This window comes from Alcaligenes aquatilis (assembly GCF_003076515.1).
Lineage (GTDB): Bacteria > Pseudomonadota > Gammaproteobacteria > Burkholderiales > Burkholderiaceae_B > Alcaligenes > Alcaligenes aquatilis.
This window is the reverse complement of the sequence record NZ_CP022390.1, coordinates 457711-481990: the sequence shown is the minus strand read 5'-3', so window position 1 is coordinate 481990 and position 24280 is coordinate 457711. Positions and strand designations below refer to the sequence as shown.

Here is a 24280-nt window from a genome sequence, read left to right as displayed (position 1 = left end):
ATTGCAGCAGACGTAAAAAAAGCCGCTTAGGCGGCTGGCTCTTCAATCTGTGTTTGCTCACTTATCGTTAGTGGAACACCCCCAGAGAACGCTGACTCGTTGGCAATAAGCCAGGCTGCGGCCGCTTGATAGGGCTGGACACCAAGGTCAACATCGAACGGCATCAGGTAATACGTCTGCCAAACCACCCCCGCTTGTCGCTCAGCCTGCTCCTGGGTGCCATGATGATCAACCTGTACAGTCCAACCAGTACTATCGCGCTCAGCAGACACACGCCCAATCGAATGAGCTTTTGCGGGCCCACCTTCCGTCATCATGTTCTTTGTAAAAATCGCCAATTGCATCTTTAACTCCATAAAAAAAGCCGCTTAAGCGGCTGGATACTTTTCTTTAACGGCCCGGCATTGAGCCACCCACTGTTCGACATCTGGCGGTAACTGCTGGCCCTGCTCCTGCATATGCCGGGCCAGCTTGCAGACCGCATCGAGCTGATCCCCGATATCGGGGTATTCGCTGCGCCGACGCTCAGCATGGTTATTCGGACGGTGGTGGATTTTCAACGGTGTACCTCCCATCAAGATACGGCCAGCGAGTGACCGTAACTTCATATGTGCCAGGATACTGAAATGACAGATCGACATTTCCGCCCTCCAGACATTCATACTGCTGGCCCTCTATCGTGATGACACTCCCCGGCCTAACACCCACGAGAGTCAATCCTTCGATTAGTGCCGGACAAGCCCGGCGTTTGCGCGCTTCCCCTCCATAAAACCACCAGGAATCATCCAAGGCACCGAACACATGATCACCCTCCCAATTTGTTAATGTGGGCACGATGACAAATTCTTGTGGCCCAGAGACCAAGTGATGAAAACGACCATCTTTGAATAATGAAACTGTTTGCATGGTTATCTCATGGCAATCAAAATAGTCATAGACGCAGGTAAGAACGACGACCCAGCAGAGGGTTTTTGAATCATCGTAATAGAATGACTCCCCGCAGAAAGCCAGCCTTTTACAGTAGTAGCGCCCCCTGTGTTTAGCGTTCGATCGGAATCGGTAGCGGTGTGAATACCCCCAATCTCATAGCCGCCCGTGTCATACCAGATGCTGTTATACCCAGACGCAGAAAACCCAGGACTCGAGCCGTTGGGGGCAATGCTGGCGCTCAGCGTAAAGTCAGCCGCATGGGGGAGATAAAAGGACAAACTAAAACGGCGCTCTGAGGTCCAGCCAGGAGGGTGATACGTCGGCGCTGTAGCTGATGCATGAATCGTCACTGCATTGCCCGCAATACGCAGCGTATCGACTTCAGCATGCCCAATCTTGGCGCGTGTGATAGCGGCATCTCGGATTTTGCCGCTGGTAATGACCGCATTGTCGATTTGCGCTTCCCCAATGGCTGCAGTCTGGATCTTCGCACGCGAAATGGCACCGTCAGCAATTTTCGCCGTCGTCACAATCGCGTTATTCAGATGGGCATTTGTAATGGCACCGTTTGCGATAACCCCTGACTCTGCAGTAATCGTCCCCGCTTGAATCTTGTCTGCCGTCACTGCATTGGCTGCGATCTTTACCGCTGTCACGCTATTTGCAGCCAGCTTGTCAGCGGTCACCGCATTGGCTTCAATCTTGCTCGCGTTCACGCTCCCTGCCGCGAGCTTCGCCGCAGTAACCGAATCCGCCGCCAATTTGTCAGCTGTAATAGCACCTGCTGCGATATTGTTTGCAGCCACGCTATTAGCCGCTAATTTCCCAGCCACCACCGACCCGGCAGCCAGCTTGTCAGCCGTAATAGCACCATCGACAATCATCTCTGCGGAAGCCGCACGACGTACAAAGAAATCACCAACAATAAAACCAGACGTACTAGTGTCCGGATACTGCTGATAATAGATTTGCATCGTAGCCGCCTTTTCCGGGGCAGTGACAGGCAAGACAACATCTTGCGGAGTTGCCGAGCTCGTTGTGTGATTTAGCAGAGCGTTTGCTCCGGAGATATATTCACCGTTGGCGTCATAGAAATACACTACTGTTCTAAATACTGAGGTCCCGGCATTGAACCGCCGGTGCCGGAAGGACAAAACATAGTCTTGCCCCCCCTGCAGCTCAATATTCCCCGTACGTAAATAAGGACCATTCCACACAGTGCCTGGATTCGGAGCAGTCGCGCGTAACACTCCCCCACTAAATCCCCAGCCAACGGTCGATGCGCCAGGCGGGACTGCAGCGACCCACGATGGAATAGACCAGAGCGCACTTTCGCCGCCCAAAGACACCGTAGGATCAGGATGCAAGTTAGATCGGTCGGCCACAACCAGATGCTTCGCAGTAATCGCATTTGCAGCAATCTGTTCAGCACCAACAGCCCCTGCCGAAATCTTCGCCGCGGTAATTGCATTCGCGGCAATTTTGTCAGCAGTCACGGCATTTGTAGCCACCTTGTCTGCCGTGATGGCACCATCAACAATCAACTCCCCTTGCGCCATGGCTCGCAAAGAAGGATTTCTGATCCACATGTAGCCACCTGTGGATGCAGCTTGATTGTCATTGGCGAACACCTTAAGGCGCACTCTTTCCGATGTCTCGAACTCGACCCCGTTCGTATACAAGCGATAATCATCCGAGGAGGTAAAAAACGAACCCAAAAACCGACGTGGTGAAAATGAGTCGCCGTCCTCTTTTACAACCTCAAACACTTGTCGCGCCCCATCCGTCTGGCAAGTCATCTCGACTGAGAACAAGTACTGAGTCCCTTTTCTGACCTCGAACAAGGTATCCAACGCTACCGATATCTTGTGCTGTAACCAGACCGAGCCATTGGTATTATTGAGGCCAAAACCCACACGGCGCCAAGAGGAAGCATTCGTTCGCTCAGTCCACCCAAAAGTGTCGGGAATCAGGTTCGTGGGAGACGAAACCACCAGTTTTTCCGCTGTAATCGAATTGGCTGCTATTTGATCTGCCGTTACTGCACCCGCTGCGATTTTGGCTGTAGTGACGGCATTCGCGGCAATTTTTTCAACAGAAATGGCATTCGCAGCAACCTTATCAGCCGAAATTGCCCCGTCGACAATCAGACTCCCTCCCGTCATGGCTCGAAAAGACGGAAGCTCAATAAACCCCTCATTGATCTGGTCCGTAGCCAGTCGGCCATAAAGACAGACTGCTATCACCGCTCCTTCAGGTGCCGTAAACACCGCTTCTCTATAGGCGTAGGTTGTGAAAAGCACATCGCTGGCACTGAACAGATTCTCCTGAATATATCCACCATCTTTATCCAGCCACATCACTCCAAAGCGAGGCGTTAGTTTTCGGCCCGCCGCACTGGATGCCCGATAGTGAGCTGACATAAGATATGAAGTCCCAGGCGTAACCGCTACGCCCTTAAACCGCGCATACCGATTGACGGTAATATCGCCTGGAATCCGAAAAGAGCCGGCCGCAGCTCCATTTCCCGGATTAAGCACCCGAATTACATCTGTATCTAAAGTCCAAGCATCCGCATCATTTAACTGTGAATTAGTGATCAGATTCGTAAAATCCGAGAGGGTCACTTTACTTGCAGTGATAGCCCCGGCCTGGACATGATCCGCTCCCACACTGCCAGCAGCAATCTTCCCGGCAGTAACTGCATTGGCTTGGATGCTATCTGCAGAAATCGCATTGACCGCCACCTTGTCTGCCGTGATGACACCATCAACAATCAACTCACCCGTCGCCCGCTTGACCATCGTCAGTCCTGCGAAGGATTGCGCTGCCCCTCTCTCTGTCCCATTGGCGTGGTTGATGTAGTAGCGGAAGCGATGCAAATGTGTGGTGCCATCACTGATCGTGACCGTTGTCGAAAACCGCGTCCAGCTCGTGGGCAAAACTCGGTTGGCCAGCACATAAACGTGTGACCCACCATCTCCTTTGGCATTCTTAAACGCGTGCGCACCTGACTGATTCCGCCCTTCTATATAAACGCGGCTATCAGCCCGATCCGCCATGGCCCAGATGGTGATCTGATACTCAGCTCCAGGCTCTACCGGGATAGGGTAGAAGGTGGAATCCCTCGTGCCGGTTTCACCCGCTGGGGAACGATACGACCAGGGAAACCCATCTGGGGCGTTTGTTTCATCGACCGCAAACCGGCTTGGCCAGCCAAGCTTGGCTTGGTCAAGTCCCATTTCCCCCGCCCCATTGGGAATCAAATTACCGTTTGCTCCCACAAACAACTTGGAGGCAATCACAGCACCTGCCGCAATTTTCTCAGCGGCAACTGATCCCGCCGCAAGATGTGGCGTCTTGATCGCGTTATCAGCAATCTGAGTGCCTGCAATTTCCCCAGTAAGCTTTGCCGCACTCATGTCGGCAATCTGCTGATCGGTGATCTTGCCAGCAATATCACCCGCATCGACACTCGACACATACTTGGTGCCATCCCACCGGTACAGCTTGCCCCTCCAAACGATGCTCGATGTCGACTTTACGGTTGGCAGTGGCTTGTTATTGGCAATGACCGTAACTGGCTCGGTGCCTGGCAGGAACTTGTCAGGCCCGAGAGACTCGGGAGCAACATCCGCCACCGCCTTTTCATACTTTTTGGTCGCGGCATTCCACACGTACAAAACACCTTTCCAGGAAACAGTAGTCGTCACCTTGGAAGTCGGCAATTGACCACTGTCCAGGATCGTGGTCACTGGCTCAGTGCCAGGCAAGAACTTGTCCGGCCCGAGAGACTCCGGAGCAACGTCAGCTACCGCCTTCTCGTACTTCTTCGATACCGCATTCCAGACATACAGCGTACCTTTCCAGAGCACACTGGACGTCGATTTCGTGGTGGGTAACGCTCCCGAATCAGGAATAATCTTGACGGGTTCCACGCCTTGGGCAAACTTAGTTTCAGTCAAGGCACCATCAGCCAGCTTTTCTGCCGTGATTGAGCCGTCAGCCAAACGCTTGGCCAGATCCAAGTCCTCCGCCAGATCCGCATCGCCCACTTTCCCCAGCGTGACATTAACTGGCCCAGCGTATGCACTAGAGAGCACACCGTCTACGCTCTCATGCTTGGCCCATACTCGCCATGTTTCACCCAACCCAGCACTAAACGAAACAGGGCCGTTATGCGACTCGGCCATAGGCTTTGCCGACGATACGGTAGCGGTAGCCCCTTTTGCGGCATACACAATCGTGCGTGCATGGCCATGCCCTGTTTCATACACAGCCCGGTCCCATCTCACAATTACCGTTCCCAGGCCAGCAACCGCCGCCAGTCCCGTTACTGCCGGCGGAGGCGTCTTGTCTACGGTTTGCACCTGGTCAAAGTTCTTGCCCAGCTTTACGGTACGGATGAGCGTATCTGTAGAGAGCTGCCCAGACGTATTGCGGGCACGCAACGCAAAAGTCCAATCCCCTTCTTGGGGCAGAACGCTCTCAAACGTCGCCGTGTGAAAACCGCTACCCAGCGGCGTCATGGCATCCCAAACTGGCGCAGCATGCTTTCCAGAAAGGTGGCGAATTTCAGCGCCCGCTAAATCAAGTGGGGGGTCATTCTCGATATATTCAAAAACATACCGGCGCAACCCACCAGCAATTTCTGTGATCAGCAAAGAGTCATAGTTCCAGGGCGGCAAGTCTGTGACCTGCGTCACATAGAAAATGCTCGCTGCCGGGCCTGCGCGGGTATGCCCCATCGGACGAACCTGCACCATCCAATTGCCCGCCACGTCGATACGAAACGTCGCTTGGCGCGTGAACGTGTCCGCAACATGGGCCAGCTCCTGTCCCTCCGGCCCCGCCCAAACCTCTGCAGACGCCAGCTCCCCCTTGGCATCAAAGGTAATGGTCAGCTCTGTAAACTGTGTATTGCCCTGCACCGTCTGCTGCTCCGTGACACGAAGGTTGTGTACTACCGGCGTTTCATCACGCGAGAGTTCGCTATCGCTACCGGCTGGCTCGTAAGTTCCATTGATCACGTAGTCCCAAAACTCGTCGGACTCAGGAACGACGGCTACCTGCGCCCCTCCAAGATCAGCCTGCATCTGCATGCCAGCCACACGCACACGTGCGCCAGGAGTCGGCTTGAAGTCGTAAAACCACAGCGTGTCATGCGCCGGATTATCCCCATCTTCACCGGGAAATAATGCGTCCTCGGGCCATGGGTCTTTAAGCTGCAACGTTAAGGCGCCTGCGCTCGGACGCACCACCCGGAAAACACGATAGATGGATTCCCCCGGTACGCGCAGTCCAATGAACGGCTCGGCCGCCCCTGCACCATGAACGGATTGATCAGGCACAGGCGAATCCAGATGCAAGGTGACTACGCCTTGCTCATCTTGAGCAGCAGCAACAAGACGCCCGCCAAATCCCCACTGCGTCATATCGTGGCTAATGGCCAGCACAGACATGCGCTGATAATCAAGGTGCTCCAGATCAGTTTCGTACTGAATATCCTTGAACTGATACAAAGATTGCCCCAGGTGATAGCGGGCCATGACAGCCGCGTGCTCTGTTGTGGTGACGCCTTCGCCAGTAATGCGAGCGGGATTCAGCATTACGGTCTTGCCAGGCGCATACACATAAAGCGCATCCTGTTCCCAGGTTTCGCGATTCAGATAGGTGTAGACAATGCCGTCAGCAGCACTGGCCAGCTCATAACTGGCCTGAAACGTGGACTTTTTGATGGTGGCCATATTGACCACGCCATCCAGGGGCTGGTTATCCCACGCCCACACCACCCCCCACTTGCCGTTGAAAAAGCCAAACGATCCCAGACCGCAGCGGGCCACCTGGTTGAGCAAATCTACGTTGCTTCGGTCGTCACTAATCAGCGCATCATGACGCAAATCATTAGCAGTGCAATGCAGCATGAACGCCTTCAGACCCTCAATATCGATCTGATCATCCGGCAAGCCCATGCCCGCGATCAGCTTGCGACCGTAGAAAGGATCGTCAACATAAATTCCCCGCGCCAGCAGAAGAATTTGCGCACCGGGGTTCGACAAACCATTGTCTGGTGTTGTTGCAACACCCCAACTGCTGCCGTTCCAAATTGGCATGGCGCGAGCGACAAATCGCCCTTTGATCTCCTTCAGGCTGCCATTGAGCTGACCCGTCGCCTTGACCTTGATCCCAATGCGGGACTGCCCAAGATAGTCGCCATCATCGGGCTGGATGCTTTTCATCTGAGTCCAGACAGCATTGCGTGTGGTCTTGCCATCATCGCTACTACCGCCCGTTGCATTCCTCCAGGCAACTTCATACTGCCCGGACTCGACTGGAATCGTCTCAGTACGGCGTAAAGGCTTCATCGCCCGATTATTAAGATATATCGACTGAATGGGTCGCCACTGGGCCGCTCCTACCGGACGATATCGACCCTCAAGGACCAGATTGCGTCCCTCAATCCCCTTTTTGCCTTGGCCAAACAGCTGGATCTCAAAGTCGCACTGAATAAGGGTTGTGTCCAGCGAGGTCGTGCGTGTCACCCATTCGCCAGAGCCCTCCAACTCACCGCCGTCAGAGACATCAGGATTCGTGAACAAGGGAATATCCTGCTCGGGCATGCCTGGAAACCCACGTGTCCACACGCTGACATCCTGATAGGCGCTCAGCTCAGTATCGCCATTCAGCAAAGCACCCTCGAAACGATCAACGTTCAAGCCCGCGTTGAAAACCGCTCCCAGCACTTGCTCATTACCCTCGTACCACGTGTATGGGAGGCTCGCGTAATCAGGCGCGTACTGGATCGAACCCAGCAGCAATGGCAGCGCCTCATGCTGACGGGCCCTATTGCTGCCAGGCGCAATACTGTAGGTTGGCTCACGACCAAAATCCGTACTGCCAATCTCGGGCATCGGTGGGGCCAATACCTTATTGATAAGCATGGAGCCAGCCATAAACACCGCAGTAGCCGCTAATTTCCCGAAGCTGGTCGCAACGAACCCACCAGCCGAGCCAATGCCAAACGTAAAGTAGGTCAACGCTGCCAGTGCGACCAACTGCAGCGCCTCTTTCTCCACGACAGAGCGCACCGCAATGACCGTGCCGTGCTTAGGCTTCACCCGCGACCAGTGGTCAGGAGAAATAGGGCATCCGTTAATGGAAACCGCATATTTGCATACGTGCAGGTTCGGAACGTGACGCTCCAAAAAAGAAAGCAGGCTTTCGCCTGCCTTCAAGTCTGCCGGGGTATTGGTCTGCCCCTCAAGGGTCAATGGGTGCGGGGTAACAACCAGCCGCCCTTCATCAATTCTGCTCATTTCGATTCTTCCAGCGATAAAACCCAACGACCCGCAAACTAAAGGCAGGTAGCGCCGTTAACTTATGTAGACTGGCCTGCCCTAGTGCGACCGATGTGTGCAGCACATGCGGCTGGTAGTTCACAAAAAAGTAAGTGCCGATATGACCCGGCAACTCTTGCCCTGCGCTTTGCATCAGCACCAAGTCACCATCGACGGGTTCGGCAACCTCAAAAGCCAATTCATCGGCCATGGCCCGGATTGCTACCCCCTGACCGCGCTGCCCTTGCGGACGGGGCCTGACAGCAGGTAACGCAACTTCACGCGCAAACAGCTCCCGCGCTACCTCTACCGCCAGATCAGCGCAGTCGTAGCTCTCGGCCATATGCGGCCTTCCGATAAAACGATTAAGCGCCTTAATCATTAAAAAATCCCCGGTGCTGTACGCTTGTCGTATCGCAGCGTGACCGCCGAACGGTTCAAAATCGAATTCATGGACGGCTTGGCCGAAATGCTTGAGCTATCCACGGCCACCACGGAAATGGGAAGGCTCAATTTCATGGCATGAATATCCGGCATAGAGCGGTCAATCATGATGATGTTGCACCACACTTCCTCACCAGGCTCTCGGATGGACTCCAGTTCGCGCAGAATATCGCCGCCTGTGTTAGCCATTTCAAGCGCCATCTTGGGGCTCTCGCCTTCGCCCGAATCGGGAAGCGTGAACTGGAACGGGTATCCAACATACGTGACGCCTCGGCTGACCCAGGCCTTGGTGTCGTTAGCCAGCCGGAACGGCGCAGAAAAAGACGAATGCGTGATTTCTACTAGCACCACCACGCCATCTGGGTCTGTCACTCTTTGCCGGTTGCGGCGAAACTCTTTAGTGATAGTCATCGCATATACTCCAACGTCACCGTACGCTCGGCATAGTGAAAACCACCCGTCAGTGGGGTCAGCGTCCCAATATCTCCGCCTTTGAAGCGCATCGGACGCGTGACGCGGTAGCGATGGTCATACACATCAAACCACCCCACACGGCGTATCGTGTCGAAGTACCAACTGTCAAAACTGACGGTATCCACCCTGCCGCGAAAGAAAAGAGTGGCTTCTGTCTCCACCATCACCTGCGAATTCAGCACCTCCTGCTTCACAGGACCGCGCTCCATTTCGGTGCGCTTCACAGATGGGTCAAAGCGCTCACCAAAACCGTCAAGCAGAATTGACACGTAATCTGGTAGTTTTGCCATATTCAACCCATAAAAAACCCGCCAGAATGGATTCATCAGCGGGCACAGTGTTATGTTTGTTGGGCTCTATAGAGCATTTGCCTAAAAACTCACTTAATAAGTCTCTAAGCCATGACTGCTACCGGCGAAGAAATCACCAAGCGCCTTGAACCTTCTATCCGAAATTTTTTCTTAATTGATTGCATTCCAATTCCCAAGGAGGTAGGCGACAGTCTGGTAGAGGCCATCCAGATATTCGCTAGGCAATGCCACCTCAGAACGCCTGTGAGCATTACCATTGCTGCCAATCCAATTGAGATCAACATTGGCCCACATACCCTCACCATGAAACTAGGCAATGGAACTATTGGGCTAACCGTTCTTCACAACATTTTTTTTAATATCAATGAATTAATAAAACTCCATAAAAACATACAAATAGCCTGTTTTTTGGAAGAGTTCGTTCACGGCGTAATGGCGGTAAATGACGAGCTGACAACTAGCCACGTCGTCGCTGCGCTCTATGGTGGAGTAAAGATAGTTAACGGTCAGTATGTGGCACATGAATACGACTAATGTGTGACCCATTAACTTGAAGCGCAGATGCGATAACAGCACCACAAGCTAATTTAGAATCGTCAATTGTATGTGGTCTATTAAGCAATAGAACGTCATCAAACTCTTCCACTTTCTTTCGAGCCTCTTTCAATACTTCTTGCGCAGAATCCACTCTCTGCTCTGCCAGAACCAAATCCCGTATAGCCTCTCGATATTGATTCTTCAACATTTCACCACTCCTCATGTGCGTGCCTTGACCTTCCAGGTGCTGGCCATAACCCTCCCTGTGCTCGTCGTAGGACTCCCCAATTGCTCATTCAAGACGTTTATCATTAACCGACGAAGGACCTGGCCATCTGGGCCACGACTTGTTTCTTCCTTCGCTTCCACTTTATTGCCACCGTAGTTGTTAATGACTACTTGCAGATCCCCACCCTGCGCGGGCTGTTTGGGTCTTAAAGGCAACGATGGAGATCCAGCCATTCCACCAAGTGCGTGCCCTGGCCCACGCAATGCACGGCGCAACTCATTAAACCCGGACTCACCGCCAAGAGCACGGATTTCATCCTGATTCAACACGCCCTCGCCTTTATGAACAATGCCGGCAGGTTCATATCTGCCACCATCGCCGGTATAGCCGCCAGAAGACAGAGGCATCAACGGGCTTGTTGGTGTAAATCCACCACTGCCGCCAAGGCTGCCCATCGAAAAGTTCTCCCCTGCACTAACACCACTCAAAGGATTGAATAGATTTCCAAACGCCGACGCCAACGGCCCAGTGATCGATTGCTGTATTGCGATGCGGATCATGTCTTGGATAATAGAATCTGCCAATGACTTGAAGTCCAGCTTGCCGGTAGTCACAAAGCTGGCAAGAGCATCCTCCATGCCTTTGAACATACTCGTTGCCAGATTTCCGACAGAGTCAAAGAGATTTGCCGCCTGATCTGCATAGTTTTGCAGCGCACTACTTGCACCCAGCGACCAATCACCCTGCAATTCCTTCAACTGAGCATAGTGATCGCGCACCATGACCAGTTCCTCATGCAGCGACTCTTGAATCGCCTTCAGTTCATCCTGGCTTAAGCCATGTGGGGAATTTTGCCGATCACGAATGATCTGCCGATATCGCTCCTCTACAGAAGAAAGCGCCTCGATGACGCCGTTTGCCCAGTCTCCTTTCCCAAAAGCATCCAGCTCACGCATAAACTCACGCTGCGTGACGCTTTGCTCCTCTCGAAGCGACTTAAGCGTTTTCTCCAAATCAATTTGGCGCTGCTCATCGTCAAGCTGCTTGGCAAGCCTCTTGGCCTCTTCCTCCGAAGGCCCCTTGCGAAACTTGACCGCCCCGGAAGAAATATTTGCCAGTAGCTTCTCGTACTCGGTCTCTTTCCCTAGCAGCGCCAGGCGTTCCCTCATTTGCTTAAGCAAGCGCTCGTCTTCATCTTGCTTTTTTGAGCCCGCACTCTTTTTCGTCGGCTTTGTGTTTGCTGCAATATTGTCCTGAACGGTCTTGATCCGTTTCAGCACTTCCTCTTGTGCCTTGAGGCCTGCCAACTCCCCTGCTGTATCGGCCCCTTGACTCGCTACTCCCTCCGATACACCGAGCGCCAATAGCGCTTTGTACTCTGCCGCGTACGCAGAATTCACACGCAACTGAATCTCTTGAGCAGCCAGTTCTGAAAGCAGATTGCGAGCTCCCTGAACAGCTTTCGCATCTTGATCTGCCGTCGCCTTTTCAAGCTTCTTGGCTGCGTCTGCCATTCCGGCCACAAAGCCTGCTAGAGCGGCCTGCTCATCAGAGGCGCCACGGAGCTTCGCTTTGTACACCTCAGCCTGCTGCGCACTCATGCCAATAACATCAAGCGACTCAGTTAAGCCGGAAATAAGCTTGCTGAAATCAGCCTCTGCCATCCCCTTAAAGGCATCGGACACTGCCGAGAGATCTTTGGCCCTGTCGATAAGACTAGCCAATTTCACCTTCAGATCGTCGACATTCTCTCCGGACTCTGCCAGCCTCTGGATCATCTCCTGAAGCGCCTTGACGACCTTATCTGGGACTGAGCCCCGAAGGCGCTCTAGCGCGCTCGCAAGAAGATCGGATTTTTCAGCCGCATTTGCCGAAGAGCGCATGATCTCATTGAATGAAGCCGCAAACTCCTCAATGGGAGCACCTGCTCCAACCATGCCCCCCTGCAGGAAAAGGGTCTGGATTTCCTTGCGAATCGACGCCATCGACTCTTTAACCTTGCCCTCTTGATCCTCCAACTCCTTCTCGAGAGACAGAACCATCCCACGCTGCTGTGTAGCGTTTAGTTTTGAAAACTCCTCTTCTAGCTCTTTGAGTGGGCGCTTAGCAGCATTAATCGATTGGGTCGCCCTATCGGCCGCACTCCCCCAGTTCATCCAAGCCACTGTGCCAGCAACCAAGGCCAGCGTTACCAAGCCAGGAAGACCGCCAGCCAATGCCATAGCAGCGCTGGCTGTGCGAGCCGCAGTAGCCATGGCGCCATAGCCAATCACGGCAGCTCGGCTGGATCCCGAAATGGCTGCCGATAGAGCTAGTGTGGCACGCGTCTGAGCTGTTGCTGCTCCTGCAGTCGCCCACAACTTCTGAGCAGCGAGCGCCTGCGCCCCCACAAACCGAGAGGCATAAACTGCAGAAACTATCCCAACTGCAGCGGCAAGCAGCTCAAAGTTCTGGGCTAAAAGATCGATACCAGCAGCAAGAGTTGCTGTAGCGCCCGAGGCCTCGTTATTTTTGCCAAGGAACTCCGTTGCGACGGTAGTCAGACGCCCAAACGCGTCCCGTACAGTCGTTGGCATCAGCTCAACTTGCTTGATAACCTCAGCATTCCCTTCGACCAGCGCCTTTGCCAAATCCTTGGCGGTCAGCTTTCCCTCTGCCCCCAGGCGACGAATCTCAGCCGCGCTGCGCCCCATGGACTGCGCCAGCAGATCCACAATCGAGGGCATTGTGCTCAGAATCGTGCCCCAACCGTCAGCTTCCAGCTTTCCCTTCTGCATCGCAGTGGAAAGCGCACCAATCGCGGACTTACCCTTCTCCGTACTGGCCGAGTTCGTCACCAGCAGGCCGGAGAAGGTATCGATTGCATCAATCGACTGGTCAAGCGACAGCCCCAACTCCCGCAAGGGAGGAGACATATTGATAAAGCCCTCACGGGTTTCAGCGAGCGACCGGTACGTGACAGCAGCGGACTTTGCCAACCGCTCCTGGGCGTGACCAAACTCTTCTGCGGTACGCGTGGCCATTTGCACTCGACTCGCGTACTGCCCCCATTCGTCAGCTGTATCAATCAGCTTCATGATCGAGAGGCCAGCCGCTACGCCCTTGACCATACCTCGCACCTCCTCCAGGGCGCTGACCGCACCTTTAGCAGAGGACGAATAGTCACGGTTGGCGGCTTTAGCCTGCCCCATAGCCTTTTCAACAACAGCACCAAAATTGCTGGCCGCCATGGAGCCGGTGGCGAAGGTTTGCTGAAGCTGGGAGGCGTTACCCTTGAGCGTTACGCCAATTACTCGATCTGTCATACCCGCTACTCATAAAAAACAGATAGGGCCGCTCGTTCCATATCTTTGAGATATCGAAACACTTGGGCACGCTTGCGTCTAGGAAACCCCAAAAGACGTAAAGTCGATTCAATTTCTGTGGAAGGCAGACCGAAGTAGAGAAGATCCCCCATCGGGGGGGCTACTACGGTCCAACAGCTAGACAAGTGAAGGAAAGCCTCAACAACTGCTTCGTTTTCAGGCCACACGTCAAAGTGGATGCGTTCCTCTTGCTGAACGCGTTGAATCACTGCATCAGGCGCACCAGCTGCTTTGAGTGCCTCAAGCACCAGGGCATCAGGCTCAAAGTCATCAGACTTCGAGCGCCAGCCTTTGGCCCAGTGACGAGCGGCCTCAATCAGTTTTTTGCGCGGGCCCCGATGTGAGCGCTAAAAAAGCCGTCAAACAAAGGCTGATGGAACTCGGGATACTCAGCGAGCAGCCCTTCCAATGCTTCGTGCGAAAACGCCAAGTCTTTGCCGTCCTCACCTTTGACGCCAACCCAGCCGCACACATGAGCTTGAAAGAAGCCCTCATTGGAGGTATACGGCCATTCTTTTGGCTTGCCGCCCTCTTCAGCCAGAGGCTCCAGACCGGCATTCTTTCGTGCCAAGTTACGGGCAGCCGCAATAAGGTCTTGCAGCTCAGGCCGTTTCGAGCGCTTGTACTGCGCGATAAATTCCAGCTTTTGCGTTTTGCCTTTCTCGTCATAGACAGAGATGGACACGGGGTAACCCACCACAGGACGCTGGGCGATTTTGAAACTCATGATGACCTCGGAATGAAAGTAGGTTTTAAGAAACGACGACTTTGATTTCGTCGTTGCCCTGCCCAGGCTGCATGCTCATGTTCATGCCCAGCATGGCTACGTTGTCTGCCTCGGAGTACGAGGGCTCACTCAGTTGCGCACCTGGTGCGCTGAGAGTGACGATGTTGCCTGGCTGAGTGCCATGAGTGATTGAAAGCGGCTGCAGCACTGCGTTTCGCACCATTTCAGGCCAATTCAAATCAGCGATCTTCGGCAGTTCCAGAGAGATTTGGCCGGTGGGCTGGCGGTCGGTAATTTCCGCGCCTTCGCAGCTAATCAGGGAGCGCCAAACCAGCGAGTTGGCCAGATCCAGATTCAAGGACTGCAAGCAACCGCTGTAGCCACCCAGGCTCCATTGCGGTGTGTTCTTTTTGTTCACACCCAGCGGAGTCTGGAACGCGCTGAAGTCAACATCAGTGGGCGCGGCTTTATCGGTAATCGGGTGGTACACACCCATAAATCGGAAGCGCATGAACGGGATGCCTTTGGCACTGATGTCAAAAGACACGGTGCCCCGCGCATCCGTAATCTTGTGGAACAAGCCATCAAGGTAGTAATGCAACGTCAGCATCTCGAAATCGTCAGATACCGGCGTGTAGGTCACTTCCGTATCTTCAACGACCTCGGCAAACCCGCAGCCCCGCAACAGGCCACCCCATGCCGGCACTTTCCCAGGCGTACCCGAACCGGCTAGTTCTACCTCGCCTTCAATCTGCGTATACACGGAGGTGACAATCTGCCCCGAGTTACCCATGTAAGGACGCAGCAAGGCACGCTCAACGGTTTCCGTGCTCAGCGGTGTAGCCGTAAGATTGCGCAGCAGAATCGAATCTGTTGCACCGGTCGGTACTGCCTCTGTACCTGCTGCAGTCTGCAGCTTGGCCATCAACAGTGTTTTCTTGGCAGACTTAGCCATGAACTACCCCTTTTGAGTTGGCGTCAGTACGCAGTCTTTACACGTTTCCGTGTACTGGACCCGTTTCAGACCACCTGTTTGTTTGTTGCGAACGTAGCTACCACCACGGCCAGGATTCTGGGCCGCTGCCACAGGCGCGACCGCAGGCACCGAATCTGGCGGCAACACTTCAGCCTCCCGCTCAGCCACGGGACTTGTTTCTTTCATGATTGCTCCTACTCGCTGAGAGAGTCGTCAGCGGTTTGGTAATAGAACAGGTAGCGCTTTGTGATCACCTGCCGCTCCAGATCGCCATTGGCGTAGCGCGGCTCATCCGTGCGCAGCTCTTGAACCTGCACCAGGCCTGGGCCAGAGAAATTCATCACAATGGGATGGGCTGCCGCAAAGATCGACTCCGACAACTCCAGCCCGTTATCACCTGCTGTATGCACCTGAACGTGCAACTCACGAATCCGGTTTACTTGGGGCGTCGCTCCCTCGGTCACCGTTTCCGCGCCAAGCTGGACTGCAATGACCCTATCCCGGATAAATGTGTGGGCACGTAAAGGCGAGTCCTCAACTTCGGCAGGGAACTCAGGCGCGGCACGCAGTGCGGCTCGCACGCCTTCGATATACAACTGAACCCGTGTTTTCACTTGATGATCCCCAACTCTGCTCTGGTCCAGTAGCCGTCACCTTGGACCAACGGCTCTTGTTTCACGCGGAAGTCCTGAAACTGCTCCTTAGAGACTTCCACCCGCAGCACATTGCCATACTCAAGCGGAGGCTGTAAGTCCGATGTTGTGAACTCAATCGAATACTCGGTGGTGTGAGCCTCGCCATCGAGAACAATCTGCTGAGGACGATCAAAGCGAGCCTGGAACGGCTTACTTGCAGGCTGCCCATCGACCAGGCGAACAACGGTTTGACGCATGCCCGCCTGATCAAAAGCCCGATCAAAGACCGAGTTGTCCCACATATTAGGCTCGCAACAATTTGATAATGGCCTTAGGGCGAGTGGAAATATGCAATGGATTGGATTGACTTTCAATGTACAACCCCTTACCCAGCCGCAAGGGCTCCACACGGCTGTAGTACGGCAAGCCGTCGGTATTCACGGTTTCCATGTAATCAGCAGGTGCGAATCGCGTAATGAAGAAATCGGGTACGCCCTCAGGAAAAGCGTATGCCTCGTCATCACCAACAAACGGTTTGCCAGCTACACGACCACGATAGCGCTCGAAAGTAATGCCACCGAGCTCAAAACTGTCAGGCGCTTTGCCGCGCAGCTCAGCCGCCTGCTGAGTATTCAGAAATGTCTCGCGCACGCTTTTGTGCTCGATCAGCGAGTTCCAGAAATTTTTGCCGCACAGAGCCCGAGCTCCCCGCATCGGCGCGGCACCTAAAGCGTCTTCAATCTTGTCCAGCACGTCGGAACACTTCGTACGTACGATGGTGCCGACAGTACCGAGCTCCATGTTGTACTCGGCCTGCGTGATGCCAAACGTATCGTAGATATCCAAAAGGACCGTCTTGCCATCGGAATCAAGAATTTTCCCCTTAATGGCACCTAAGCGATGGTGCTCATGGGTCAGATCCAGCTGAAAACGGTGTTTCTTCAAGTATTTCTGTACACGCGATTCTGCCGTCTCCAGCTCGGACTCGGAGCCAAACGCACGAATCCCTTGGATTTCGTCAGCCAACATGGTCGAGTGCTCTGGCAAGTGGACCGTATTGATTGGGATAACCCGGCGACCCGTCAGCACTACGGGCGTGCCCTCACTGCCACGTGGCTTGGCGGCGACCAATCCGACAGTTTGACCGTCATACTCAATTTGAGCGACCGTCGTCGGAATGCCTTCTTCCTCGAACAACTGCAAAGCGCCAATGCGACCAGGGACATGTGGTGTTTCGTTGATCGCTGCGGTCAAGTTAGGGACAGAAAACGCCTCATCCTGAAAAATATTGATATCTGCCATTACGGCTCCTAAAAATAAAAAAAGACCGCTAGGCGGCCTGGAGTTTGTTTGCGATAAGTCGAAGTTAAATGCGAACGATCACGCCGACATCTTTCAAGTTCGCGGAAGCGTCAGCATCCAGGCCAAAAAGCAGCTCACCAGCCACCTCAGCGTCGCGCCGAATAACCACCACAGCCTGAGGCTCATCGGATGCGGGTACATTGGCATACAGCACGCCGACCGCCTTAACGGGAGAGTCCGGTTCATCGCCCTTGCCCGCAAATGGGACATAGCGGCCATCGGCATTCAAAGCCAAGACCTGACCGGCATAAATAGCTGTTGTCGTGGGGGCCATTTCCCCAGTCTCGCGGGAGCGGGAACCGTTGGCTTCTGACAGCAGGAAATCTGCTGTGCGGGGTTTCTGTTCAATAAAAGGCATGTGATAACTCCTGGTTATGCGGAGAGGGCTTTACGCTTGGCGTAGATCGCCTGGTGATTCGGCCCGCTCCGCTCCGGGGCCGATGAATTATTGGGGGCTTGGTCGCGCTGCAAATTGCTGATCTGTATGGAGTCAGCAGCACTCACTACATGCTCAAAAAGTCGGGCACGTACCTGCTCAACCGACAAGCCCGCCGCCACAAACTCTGCTGCCTTATCCTGAAGCTTGACCGAAGCGCACAAGACAGCGATCTGTTCTGCGGCTTCTAGGCGAGCAGTCGCCGCGTCTGCGCCCCCAAGACCACCCGACAACAAAACAGCTTCAGCCAATTGAGGGATGCCTCGCTCACGACTTTGGGCGTAGATCTGTGCAGCGATGGTGGAAGCATCCTGCGGAGCTGCTGGCATAGAGGGCTCTTGCTTCGGCTCTACAACAGGATCTGGAGTCGAACTGGATGGTTGCCGTTCGCCTTCCCCCTCGACTTGCGCACGAAGTGTGGCGACGAACTCGAAAGGAGCCCCACCCAATTTTTCCAAAATATCTACGCAGTCAGTTGACGCGGCCAACTTGACGGGCCCTTCAATGAGAGAGCAAAACCCCATGGACTGCGCTTCCAAGGCGTCCATCCAGGTAGTTGCATCCATCAGCTCAATAATTTTTTCATCAGCCAGCCCACTGCGCCGATAGGCCGTGACGATGCCATCGCGGGCCTTGTCCATCATCTCAGCGGTTTTGCGTATCTCATCCGCCGTGCCAGCCGTGATAATCCAGGCATTGTGAATCATCAACATCGCGTTCTCGGGCATAATGCGCTCGTCGCCCGCCATGAACACCAGCGATGCAGCCGAAGCCGCCACACCATCCACACGGGTTTCAACAGGCAGCTTATGACGCATCAGCGCGTTGTAAATAGCAAAGGCGTCAAACACGTTTCCGCCTGGACTGTTAATTGATACAACAATCTTGGTGGCATCCGCCGCTGCTGCATCGAGCTCTTGGACGAACGATTTCGCAGTCGTCCCCCAGAAGCCGATTTCATCGTAAATTCGCACTTCGGCGACCTTTTCTTCGCCAATCTGCTTGGCTTGAATCGAAAGCCATTTCTTAGCCATAGTGGCTCCTAAAAGTTAAGTCAGGCCCCAGAGGGGTCATCATCACGTTCACTCGGGTCGCCAAGCTCTGCGCCTTTGTTTCGTGCATGGCGTGAATCACTGTCCAGGCTCAAGTTGTCGGAATCCGCCTGATCGTTATCAGCTCGAATTTGAGCTGCTACCTCCTCGGGATCTTCGCCCTGCGAGAGAATGATTGCAGACCGCGACGTAAAGCCAGCCCTCACCGCATCGGTGTTCGCCTTTACATCCTGCACAGGATTGAAGTAGGCCCACCCTTGAGGAACCCAGAGCACACGGCGGAACAGCCGGCGCTCTAAGTACTTCATCGGCATAATCCCCGACAGCGCGATAGCGTTAATCCAGGCGTTCCAGATTGGTCGACACCATTGGTGGATAAATACTCCCCACTGGTACTGCTCAACTTGACGGTGAAACTCGTTCACCACGACGCGCAGAGTCCTATCGCTTACATTGCGCAGGTCCCCCGTCGTCTCATATGGCATACCGACGGATGCAAATGCGGCCATCAGTTGCTGCCGCATGAACTCCGCGTAGTTGTCGGGCGCCCCAGGCGGCGACGCAAACTTAATATCTGTCCCACGAGGCAATGAGGTGACAGACCCCGGCTCCATACCAATCAGCGGTACACCGTCGGCATCAGGCTCTATGCTGGGATCAGCAAAACTGCTTGGGTCTGGCCCTTCGCTCTCATCCTCTTTTGTGACGACATAACCGGCAAAGAGATTCGACACCTCCTGTCGGAATGCAACGGCATCATCAAAGTTATCTAAGGTTTTCAGTCGCAAAAGAACAGTGGCAAGCTCAGATACACCTCGCACCTGACCTGGCCGAAGGACGGGGTATGCGTGAACGACCATATCGGCAGGTACCGGACGTAAAGCTCTACTCCTGAGCCCACCTGGCTCTGCGGGATGCCGATCCCACAAGTGGTAGTTCACGCGCCGACCAATGCGGTCAAACTCCACGCCGTTCACAATTTCATGGCCATTTGCCAGACTTCTCGTTTCCTCAACTGGCAGGAAGTCCCCTTCAAACTGTTGAATCTGCATGGGGACAACGAGGTCATCCTCCGGCCTACGCATACGAATCCGCCCCAGGGCCTCGCCGTCGGTAAACAGGCACCTGGCTGCTAAAGCCTGCTGACCATAAAAGCCAAGCAGCCCATCGGCATCAGACTCACCTACCCAGTCTGACCATAATTCCTTAAGCGCCTTACGCACCCCCCGATCAGGATGTCGAGGGTATGGTTGAATTCCTGTCCCGATAACGTTCGAGACCCAACGAGCAGCCGCTGTTTTTGCCCAAGGATCATTACGTACAGCATCCCGAGCTCGCCTGCGAATAATCCCAAGATTGCCCGTGGCGGCACTATTAGGGCCAGCCGCCGAGGGGTTCCAACTCTTGGAGCGGCTCCCCGTTGCACTTCCTCCCTCATAGGCAGAGGATGAGGCAGCATTCAAACGGGTAGGTAACACAAATCCGGCCTGCTGCAATGTTTGATACCGCATCAGACCCCCTTCCCTTTATTCCGAATACGGAACACCCAAGGCTTGCGATTGCCGTTCTCCGCATTGAGCTCAGCGACAATGTGTTGTTTGGCCCGAATCAGATCATTAACCGAGGGATACTGAACCTCCTTATCCCCATAGCGAACTTTCAGCACACCGCTGGCAATCGCTTTGTTCACTGCCTCCAAATCTTCACGCGTATACGCCATCAGCGTCTGCTCCGTAAGTAACTTGATGACCCCGTTCTCACCGCAGCCCGCCTGACACCAGTGGCCGGTTGTGTTCGTGGTTTAGAAACAGAAACGCCCGCAGTTGCGGGCGTTTTCTGTGGAGTTTCGGTGGGACCTGGATCATCGCCAGGCTCGTCAACGCCGAGCTTCTCAGCGAAGTTCGCCCACCATCTGTCTGTCTTTCTGGCCAATTCAAGGTGAGCCTCAAGCCAAAGCGCATAGACACAGCAGTCGAGCACTTCGTTTCGCTTACGAATTGGCGTCCATACTGAACGTGAGCCGAATGCGGTACGACGCACCGCTCGAACTTCAGCGGCAAACTGTCTGAACCACTCTTGCGACATATCTGCCGCTAAGTGAACATAGCCTCGACCCGGTTCTTCAACCTGCAGTCGCCCAAACAAAAGATCCTTGGCCATATTGGTGCCGACGTACCAAAGCCGTACACCTTTCTTGACACGCTTCCCGCGCCAGTCGATGTCCACTTGTGTGACACCATCCTTGATGTGCTTCTCACCCGTCGGCCGTCCCCGGATCGCATATACTCGGCGTGCACGATTCTTCCGAGCATATTCATAGACAGCATGAGAGTGGTGGCCGCCCGTATCGATGGCAGTAGCGTAGATTGGCATCTGTTGCCCGCCCTCATGCAAATATCGGCGTTCAAACAGCAGCTCATCCAGCTTGGTCCACACCTCGTCCTCAGACGGGTTCCCAAATAGGATTTGGTGGTCTACGACCCACATTTCCCCGCCCTTACCTACTCCCCATACCCCAACCTCAATACGGTTACCCTGTATGTCAGCTCCCGCCAGCAACAGCATGCATCGTTTGGGGACCAACCCATCATCAAGACCAGGGGAGCGGTAGCCTTCAACTTCAGCTCGGCGCTGTAGCTCATCGGACTCCATGCGCTCGATTTCACCCTCCCAGGTGCGACCGAGTGTGGTGTTCCAGAATGTACGCAGCTCCTCATCCTCACCAGTAGATGCTTTCTTGTGGGCTTCCATAAACTCCTTAACGATCTTGGGCCATGAAACCAAGGGGCTATATGCGGTCCACACGTGGAAAGCAACACGCAGATGCGGCTGGATTAAATTACCTTCTGAGTCGCGGAACACGCCATCTTGATCAATGGTGGTCCCATCACTCCCAACCCAGATACCGCGCTCTGCAGCAGCTAAATACTCACCTTGAGTCGCCAAGGCACCGCAATGCGGGCAAAGATGGCGCACCGTTTCAGGATCACCATCAACCCACTTGAAGCCATGGGGCTCACCCTTCCCGCCCCACTCCAAGTCATGGAGCTCGTCACAATGGGCACAAGGGATATGGTAGGTATAGCGAGCGTCCGCCCCCTCTGCCCGCTTTTCCATTAAGCACAGGCCTTTGATCTTCGGTGTGGAACCGACAACCAACTTGGGGAATGTCGCCCCCTCCAATCGCTTCAGTGCGAGCTTGCCGGGATCGCCTTCCCCATCAATATTGCTATCGAACGAGCTGAACTCGTCCAAGTACCCGACGCTGACCGACAATCGACGGTAGTTATCTGCTGACTTCCCCCCGCGCAGGTGAAGCATGCTGCCAATGAACTTCTTTACCAGAAGCGTATTGTCTTTGTGCCTGGCCTCCCGCATGGGGAATATCGGATGAAGAACCGAAACGTCACGAATCATCGTGTCCAGTTCGGTTTTTACAAACTCATCCCGCGCCGAATCAGTCGGCTGCCACAATACTTGGTTGCGTCGTCTATGCTCCGCAAAGTATCCAACCGCCGCCAGCAAGATCTTGGTATAACCAACCCGCGCCGATTTGATGACATCCACCTCATGAACATCATCACAACCGATGCAGGCCAGAATGCCACGCTGAAACGGCCAGGCTTCCCAACGCTGCTCCACATACGAGGACTCAGCTGACAGATAAAAGTGACTTTCAGCCCACTCCCGCAAAGAAATTGGCTCTTGTGCGGCAAAGCCAGCCAGGCCACGGCGCAAAGCGCGTGCAATCGCTGCTCGATTCTGCGTGACCAGCATTATTTCGCCTCATTTTCGTCTGCCTCGACATCCTCCAGGTTCAGATTTGCAACCGCGTTGCGGGCCTTCGCAATTTCTCGCCTGACGAAACCGATGTCAGAATCCGTCAGTGACGGTATGCGGCGTTTTAAAGATGCCGGTATCGTGTCGAGCTGTGCTGCGATCTTGCCGCCTGCCCGCACAAGCACTTCCTCCAGCACAGCAACAGGAGCAAGCTCCCCCTTTTTGACGTTGTTTTCCATCTCAATCTTGTCTGCCTGGGCGGCAGCCAATCTCGCCTTCTCAGAGACCAGATCAATTGAGTCGTCAGACTGACGGGTGCGACCAGCCGCTATCTCACGCAAATGCCCACAGTACGACAAGAGCCAGTTTCCGGCGTTGTCGCCCACCGTTAAGACTCCTTGAGCAAGCAAGCCACTGACAGCAGGCTGAGTAATGCCCACAACTTGAGCAAACCTGGCCTGGGTGATTTTTTTATCTAGATCAATCATCGTGCGGTGGCCATGGCCTGCTCAAAAGCTTGGGTGAACTCATCCTCAAACCGCTTTCCATAAACCTCATCAGCGGTCTCATAAAAGGGTAGACGCTTCGTATAGCTCACGTTATCGACGTGTAGCAGCACCGGTGCCACGTCTGCCCCATGTGTACCAGTCTTACGCCATACGCCCGCTGGTAAATGCTGCGTCCGGTTCCCCGATACCGTGCCCTTTCCTCTGGAAATGAAGTACATGACCCCATTGATGCGACGGTAGCCAGCTTCACTGCGCCGTACCTTCTCGGTACGTGCACGACTCTTATCTGTCGCATTCGCCCGATATCCCTGCTCCCCAAAGGCCTGCAAGTAGGACAGCAGCTTGACGATCTGACCGCGTGACATATTCCCGTAGGCGTCTTGATCAGCACCACCAGCAGGAACGTAGTAACCGCTGGGGCCAATCCGGCCCAGGGCATTTTCGAATCGCTTCTGGCGACGCTTGCCGCCATCGACCTGGGGACGCAGATATTTACTTGCCGCCGTCCCCTTGCCTGCAAAGTCTTTATAAGCAACGGACGCTGTCAGGTTCTGTTTTGTTGCCCGCTGCAACCGCAGCGATCGCAATGTATAGGGCGTTGGGCGGTCAAACACTTGTCCCATTTGCTCAACAAGCGCTTTTTGAATTGCTGATGCCGTCTTATTAAGTGCCAGCGACGTTGCGTAGGGCACTTGGCGTTCGCCACGGCTGAGCCACCGAGCGCCCTCTTTCGCGGTGCTGGTGTATTCAAGCATGGGACGCCCCAAAAATATAACCCCCCTCGAAAAATATAACCCCCCTCTTTCAAGGGAGGCCATTTTTTTCAAGGAAGGCGCATGTGCATTAGCTTTAGAGGGGAAAAAATATAACCCCCCCATTGAAAAAACTCGTGAACAGCGAGAGTCCGGGGTTCGAATCCCCCTTACCGGGTCTATTGCCCTAGGGGCCCCCGGCTTTTCCCAAACAAAAGGGCCGCTCCAAAAAGGAACGGCCCTAGACCAGCAAAGCTTTCCCACCCTCTCAGGCTCGGCATCTACCGATTTAAGTATGCTTGGCCTTCAAGCAGAAACAAAAAGCCCCACCATCACTGGCAGGGCTCCTTTTGTCAGGCTGAGCAATATCCAGCCTACGGGATTTATTCTGATTGAGTATAGACACTTCGTCAACGTGTCTAGA

The 24280-nt window shown here is 54.3% G+C and carries 23 protein-coding genes; 1 reads left to right on the top strand and 22 read right to left on the bottom strand.

Annotation, left to right across the window (positions count from 1 at the left end; genetic code table 11):
- Positions 1–26: 26 nt before the first annotated feature.
- From CA948_RS02245 to CA948_RS02220, 6 genes are all read right to left on the bottom strand, one after another.
- Positions 27–344 (bottom strand): hypothetical protein, encoded by a 318-nt coding sequence (locus CA948_RS02245; RefSeq protein ID WP_108727205.1) that lies wholly within the window; start codon positions 342–344, stop codon positions 27–29.
- 24 nt (positions 345–368) lie between these two features.
- Complete coding sequence (locus CA948_RS17560; protein ID WP_159086102.1) at positions 369–641, bottom strand: hypothetical protein; 273 nt, start codon at positions 639–641, stop codon at positions 369–371.
- Between the two features lie 267 nt (positions 642–908).
- Positions 909–8246, bottom strand: a complete 7338-nt coding sequence (locus CA948_RS02235) for a hypothetical protein (protein WP_108727204.1) — start codon at positions 8244–8246, stop codon at positions 909–911.
- A complete protein-coding gene (locus tag CA948_RS02230) occupies positions 8233–8610 on the bottom strand; it encodes a peptidoglycan endopeptidase (RefSeq protein WP_159086101.1) in 378 nt (125 codons plus the stop codon). The genes CA948_RS02235 and CA948_RS02230 overlap by 14 nt, the downstream gene beginning before the upstream one ends.
- Before the next feature lie 38 nt (positions 8611–8648).
- Positions 8649–9122: a DUF1833 family protein gene (locus tag CA948_RS02225; RefSeq protein ID WP_108727202.1), complete on the bottom strand. Its 474-nt coding sequence runs from the start codon at positions 9120–9122 to the stop codon at positions 8649–8651.
- Entirely contained in the window at positions 9119–9475 is a 357-nt protein-coding gene (locus CA948_RS02220) for a hypothetical protein (RefSeq protein WP_238988634.1), read from the bottom strand. The genes CA948_RS02225 and CA948_RS02220 overlap by 4 nt, the downstream gene beginning before the upstream one ends.
- Before the next feature lie 111 nt (positions 9476–9586).
- Here CA948_RS02220 and CA948_RS02215 point away from each other — a divergent pair, with 111 nt between their 5' ends.
- A complete protein-coding gene (locus CA948_RS02215; RefSeq protein WP_108727201.1) occupies positions 9587–10030 on the top strand; it encodes a hypothetical protein in 444 nt (147 codons plus the stop codon).
- Here CA948_RS02215 and CA948_RS17555 read toward each other — a convergent pair.
- The 16 genes from CA948_RS17555 to CA948_RS02140 all read right to left on the bottom strand — a co-directional run bounded on the left by CA948_RS17555 (position 9996) and on the right by CA948_RS02140 (position 23859).
- Complete coding sequence (locus tag CA948_RS17555) at positions 9996–10241, bottom strand: hypothetical protein (RefSeq protein ID WP_159086100.1); 246 nt, start codon at positions 10239–10241, stop codon at positions 9996–9998. The two genes, CA948_RS02215 and CA948_RS17555, sit on opposite strands and share 35 nt — an antisense overlap.
- A gap of 11 nt (positions 10242–10252) precedes the next feature.
- A complete protein-coding gene (locus CA948_RS02210) occupies positions 10253–13567 on the bottom strand; it encodes a phage tail tape measure protein (RefSeq protein ID WP_108727200.1) in 3315 nt (1104 codons plus the stop codon).
- 5 nt (positions 13568–13572) lie between these two features.
- Positions 13573–13794 carry a DUF1799 domain-containing protein gene (locus CA948_RS17905; protein WP_420866719.1) on the bottom strand — a complete coding sequence of 74 codons (222 nt, stop codon included), beginning with the start codon at positions 13792–13794 and terminating at the stop codon, positions 13573–13575.
- 149 nt (positions 13795–13943) lie between these two features.
- On the bottom strand, positions 13944–14354 hold the full coding sequence (locus CA948_RS02200) for a phage tail assembly chaperone (RefSeq protein WP_108727198.1): 411 nt from the start codon (positions 14352–14354) through the stop codon (positions 13944–13946).
- 25 nt (positions 14355–14379) lie between these two features.
- Positions 14380–15309 carry a phage tail tube protein gene (locus tag CA948_RS02195; RefSeq protein WP_108727197.1) on the bottom strand — a complete coding sequence of 310 codons (930 nt, stop codon included), beginning with the start codon at positions 15307–15309 and terminating at the stop codon, positions 14380–14382.
- A gap of 3 nt (positions 15310–15312) precedes the next feature.
- Positions 15313–15516, bottom strand: a complete 204-nt coding sequence (locus tag CA948_RS02190; protein ID WP_108727196.1) for a hypothetical protein — start codon at positions 15514–15516, stop codon at positions 15313–15315.
- Between the two features lie 8 nt (positions 15517–15524).
- Entirely contained in the window at positions 15525–15944 is a 420-nt protein-coding gene (locus tag CA948_RS02185; RefSeq protein ID WP_108727195.1) for a hypothetical protein, read from the bottom strand.
- Positions 15941–16267 (bottom strand): head-tail joining protein, encoded by a 327-nt coding sequence (locus CA948_RS02180; RefSeq protein ID WP_108727194.1) that lies wholly within the window; start codon positions 16265–16267, stop codon positions 15941–15943. Before CA948_RS02180 ends, CA948_RS02185 begins: the two co-directional genes overlap by 4 nt.
- A 1-nt stretch (position 16268) precedes the next feature.
- Positions 16269–17267, bottom strand: a complete 999-nt coding sequence (locus CA948_RS02175) for a major capsid protein (RefSeq protein ID WP_108727193.1) — start codon at positions 17265–17267, stop codon at positions 16269–16271.
- Between the two features lie 64 nt (positions 17268–17331).
- A complete protein-coding gene (locus tag CA948_RS02170) occupies positions 17332–17685 on the bottom strand; it encodes a head decoration protein (protein ID WP_108727192.1) in 354 nt (117 codons plus the stop codon).
- Between the two features lie 14 nt (positions 17686–17699).
- Entirely contained in the window at positions 17700–18797 is a 1098-nt protein-coding gene (locus tag CA948_RS02165) for a head maturation protease, ClpP-related (RefSeq protein ID WP_108727191.1), read from the bottom strand.
- A 20-nt stretch (positions 18798–18817) separates the two neighbouring features.
- Positions 18818–20326: a phage portal protein gene (locus CA948_RS02160; protein ID WP_238988633.1), complete on the bottom strand. Its 1509-nt coding sequence runs from the start codon at positions 20324–20326 to the stop codon at positions 18818–18820.
- Positions 20326–20535 carry a phage head-tail joining protein gene (locus CA948_RS02155; RefSeq protein ID WP_108727190.1) on the bottom strand — a complete coding sequence of 70 codons (210 nt, stop codon included), beginning with the start codon at positions 20533–20535 and terminating at the stop codon, positions 20326–20328. Before CA948_RS02155 ends, CA948_RS02160 begins: the two co-directional genes overlap by 1 nt.
- Positions 20535–22592 (bottom strand): phage terminase large subunit family protein, encoded by a 2058-nt coding sequence (locus CA948_RS02150; RefSeq protein ID WP_108727189.1) that lies wholly within the window; start codon positions 22590–22592, stop codon positions 20535–20537. The genes CA948_RS02155 and CA948_RS02150 overlap by 1 nt, the downstream gene beginning before the upstream one ends.
- On the bottom strand, positions 22592–23083 hold the full coding sequence (locus CA948_RS02145; RefSeq protein ID WP_042481300.1) for a terminase small subunit: 492 nt from the start codon (positions 23081–23083) through the stop codon (positions 22592–22594). The genes CA948_RS02150 and CA948_RS02145 overlap by 1 nt, the downstream gene beginning before the upstream one ends.
- Positions 23080–23859 carry a hypothetical protein gene (locus tag CA948_RS02140; protein WP_108728679.1) on the bottom strand — a complete coding sequence of 260 codons (780 nt, stop codon included), beginning with the start codon at positions 23857–23859 and terminating at the stop codon, positions 23080–23082. Before CA948_RS02140 ends, CA948_RS02145 begins: the two co-directional genes overlap by 4 nt.
- Between the last annotated feature and the right edge of the window lie 421 nt (positions 23860–24280).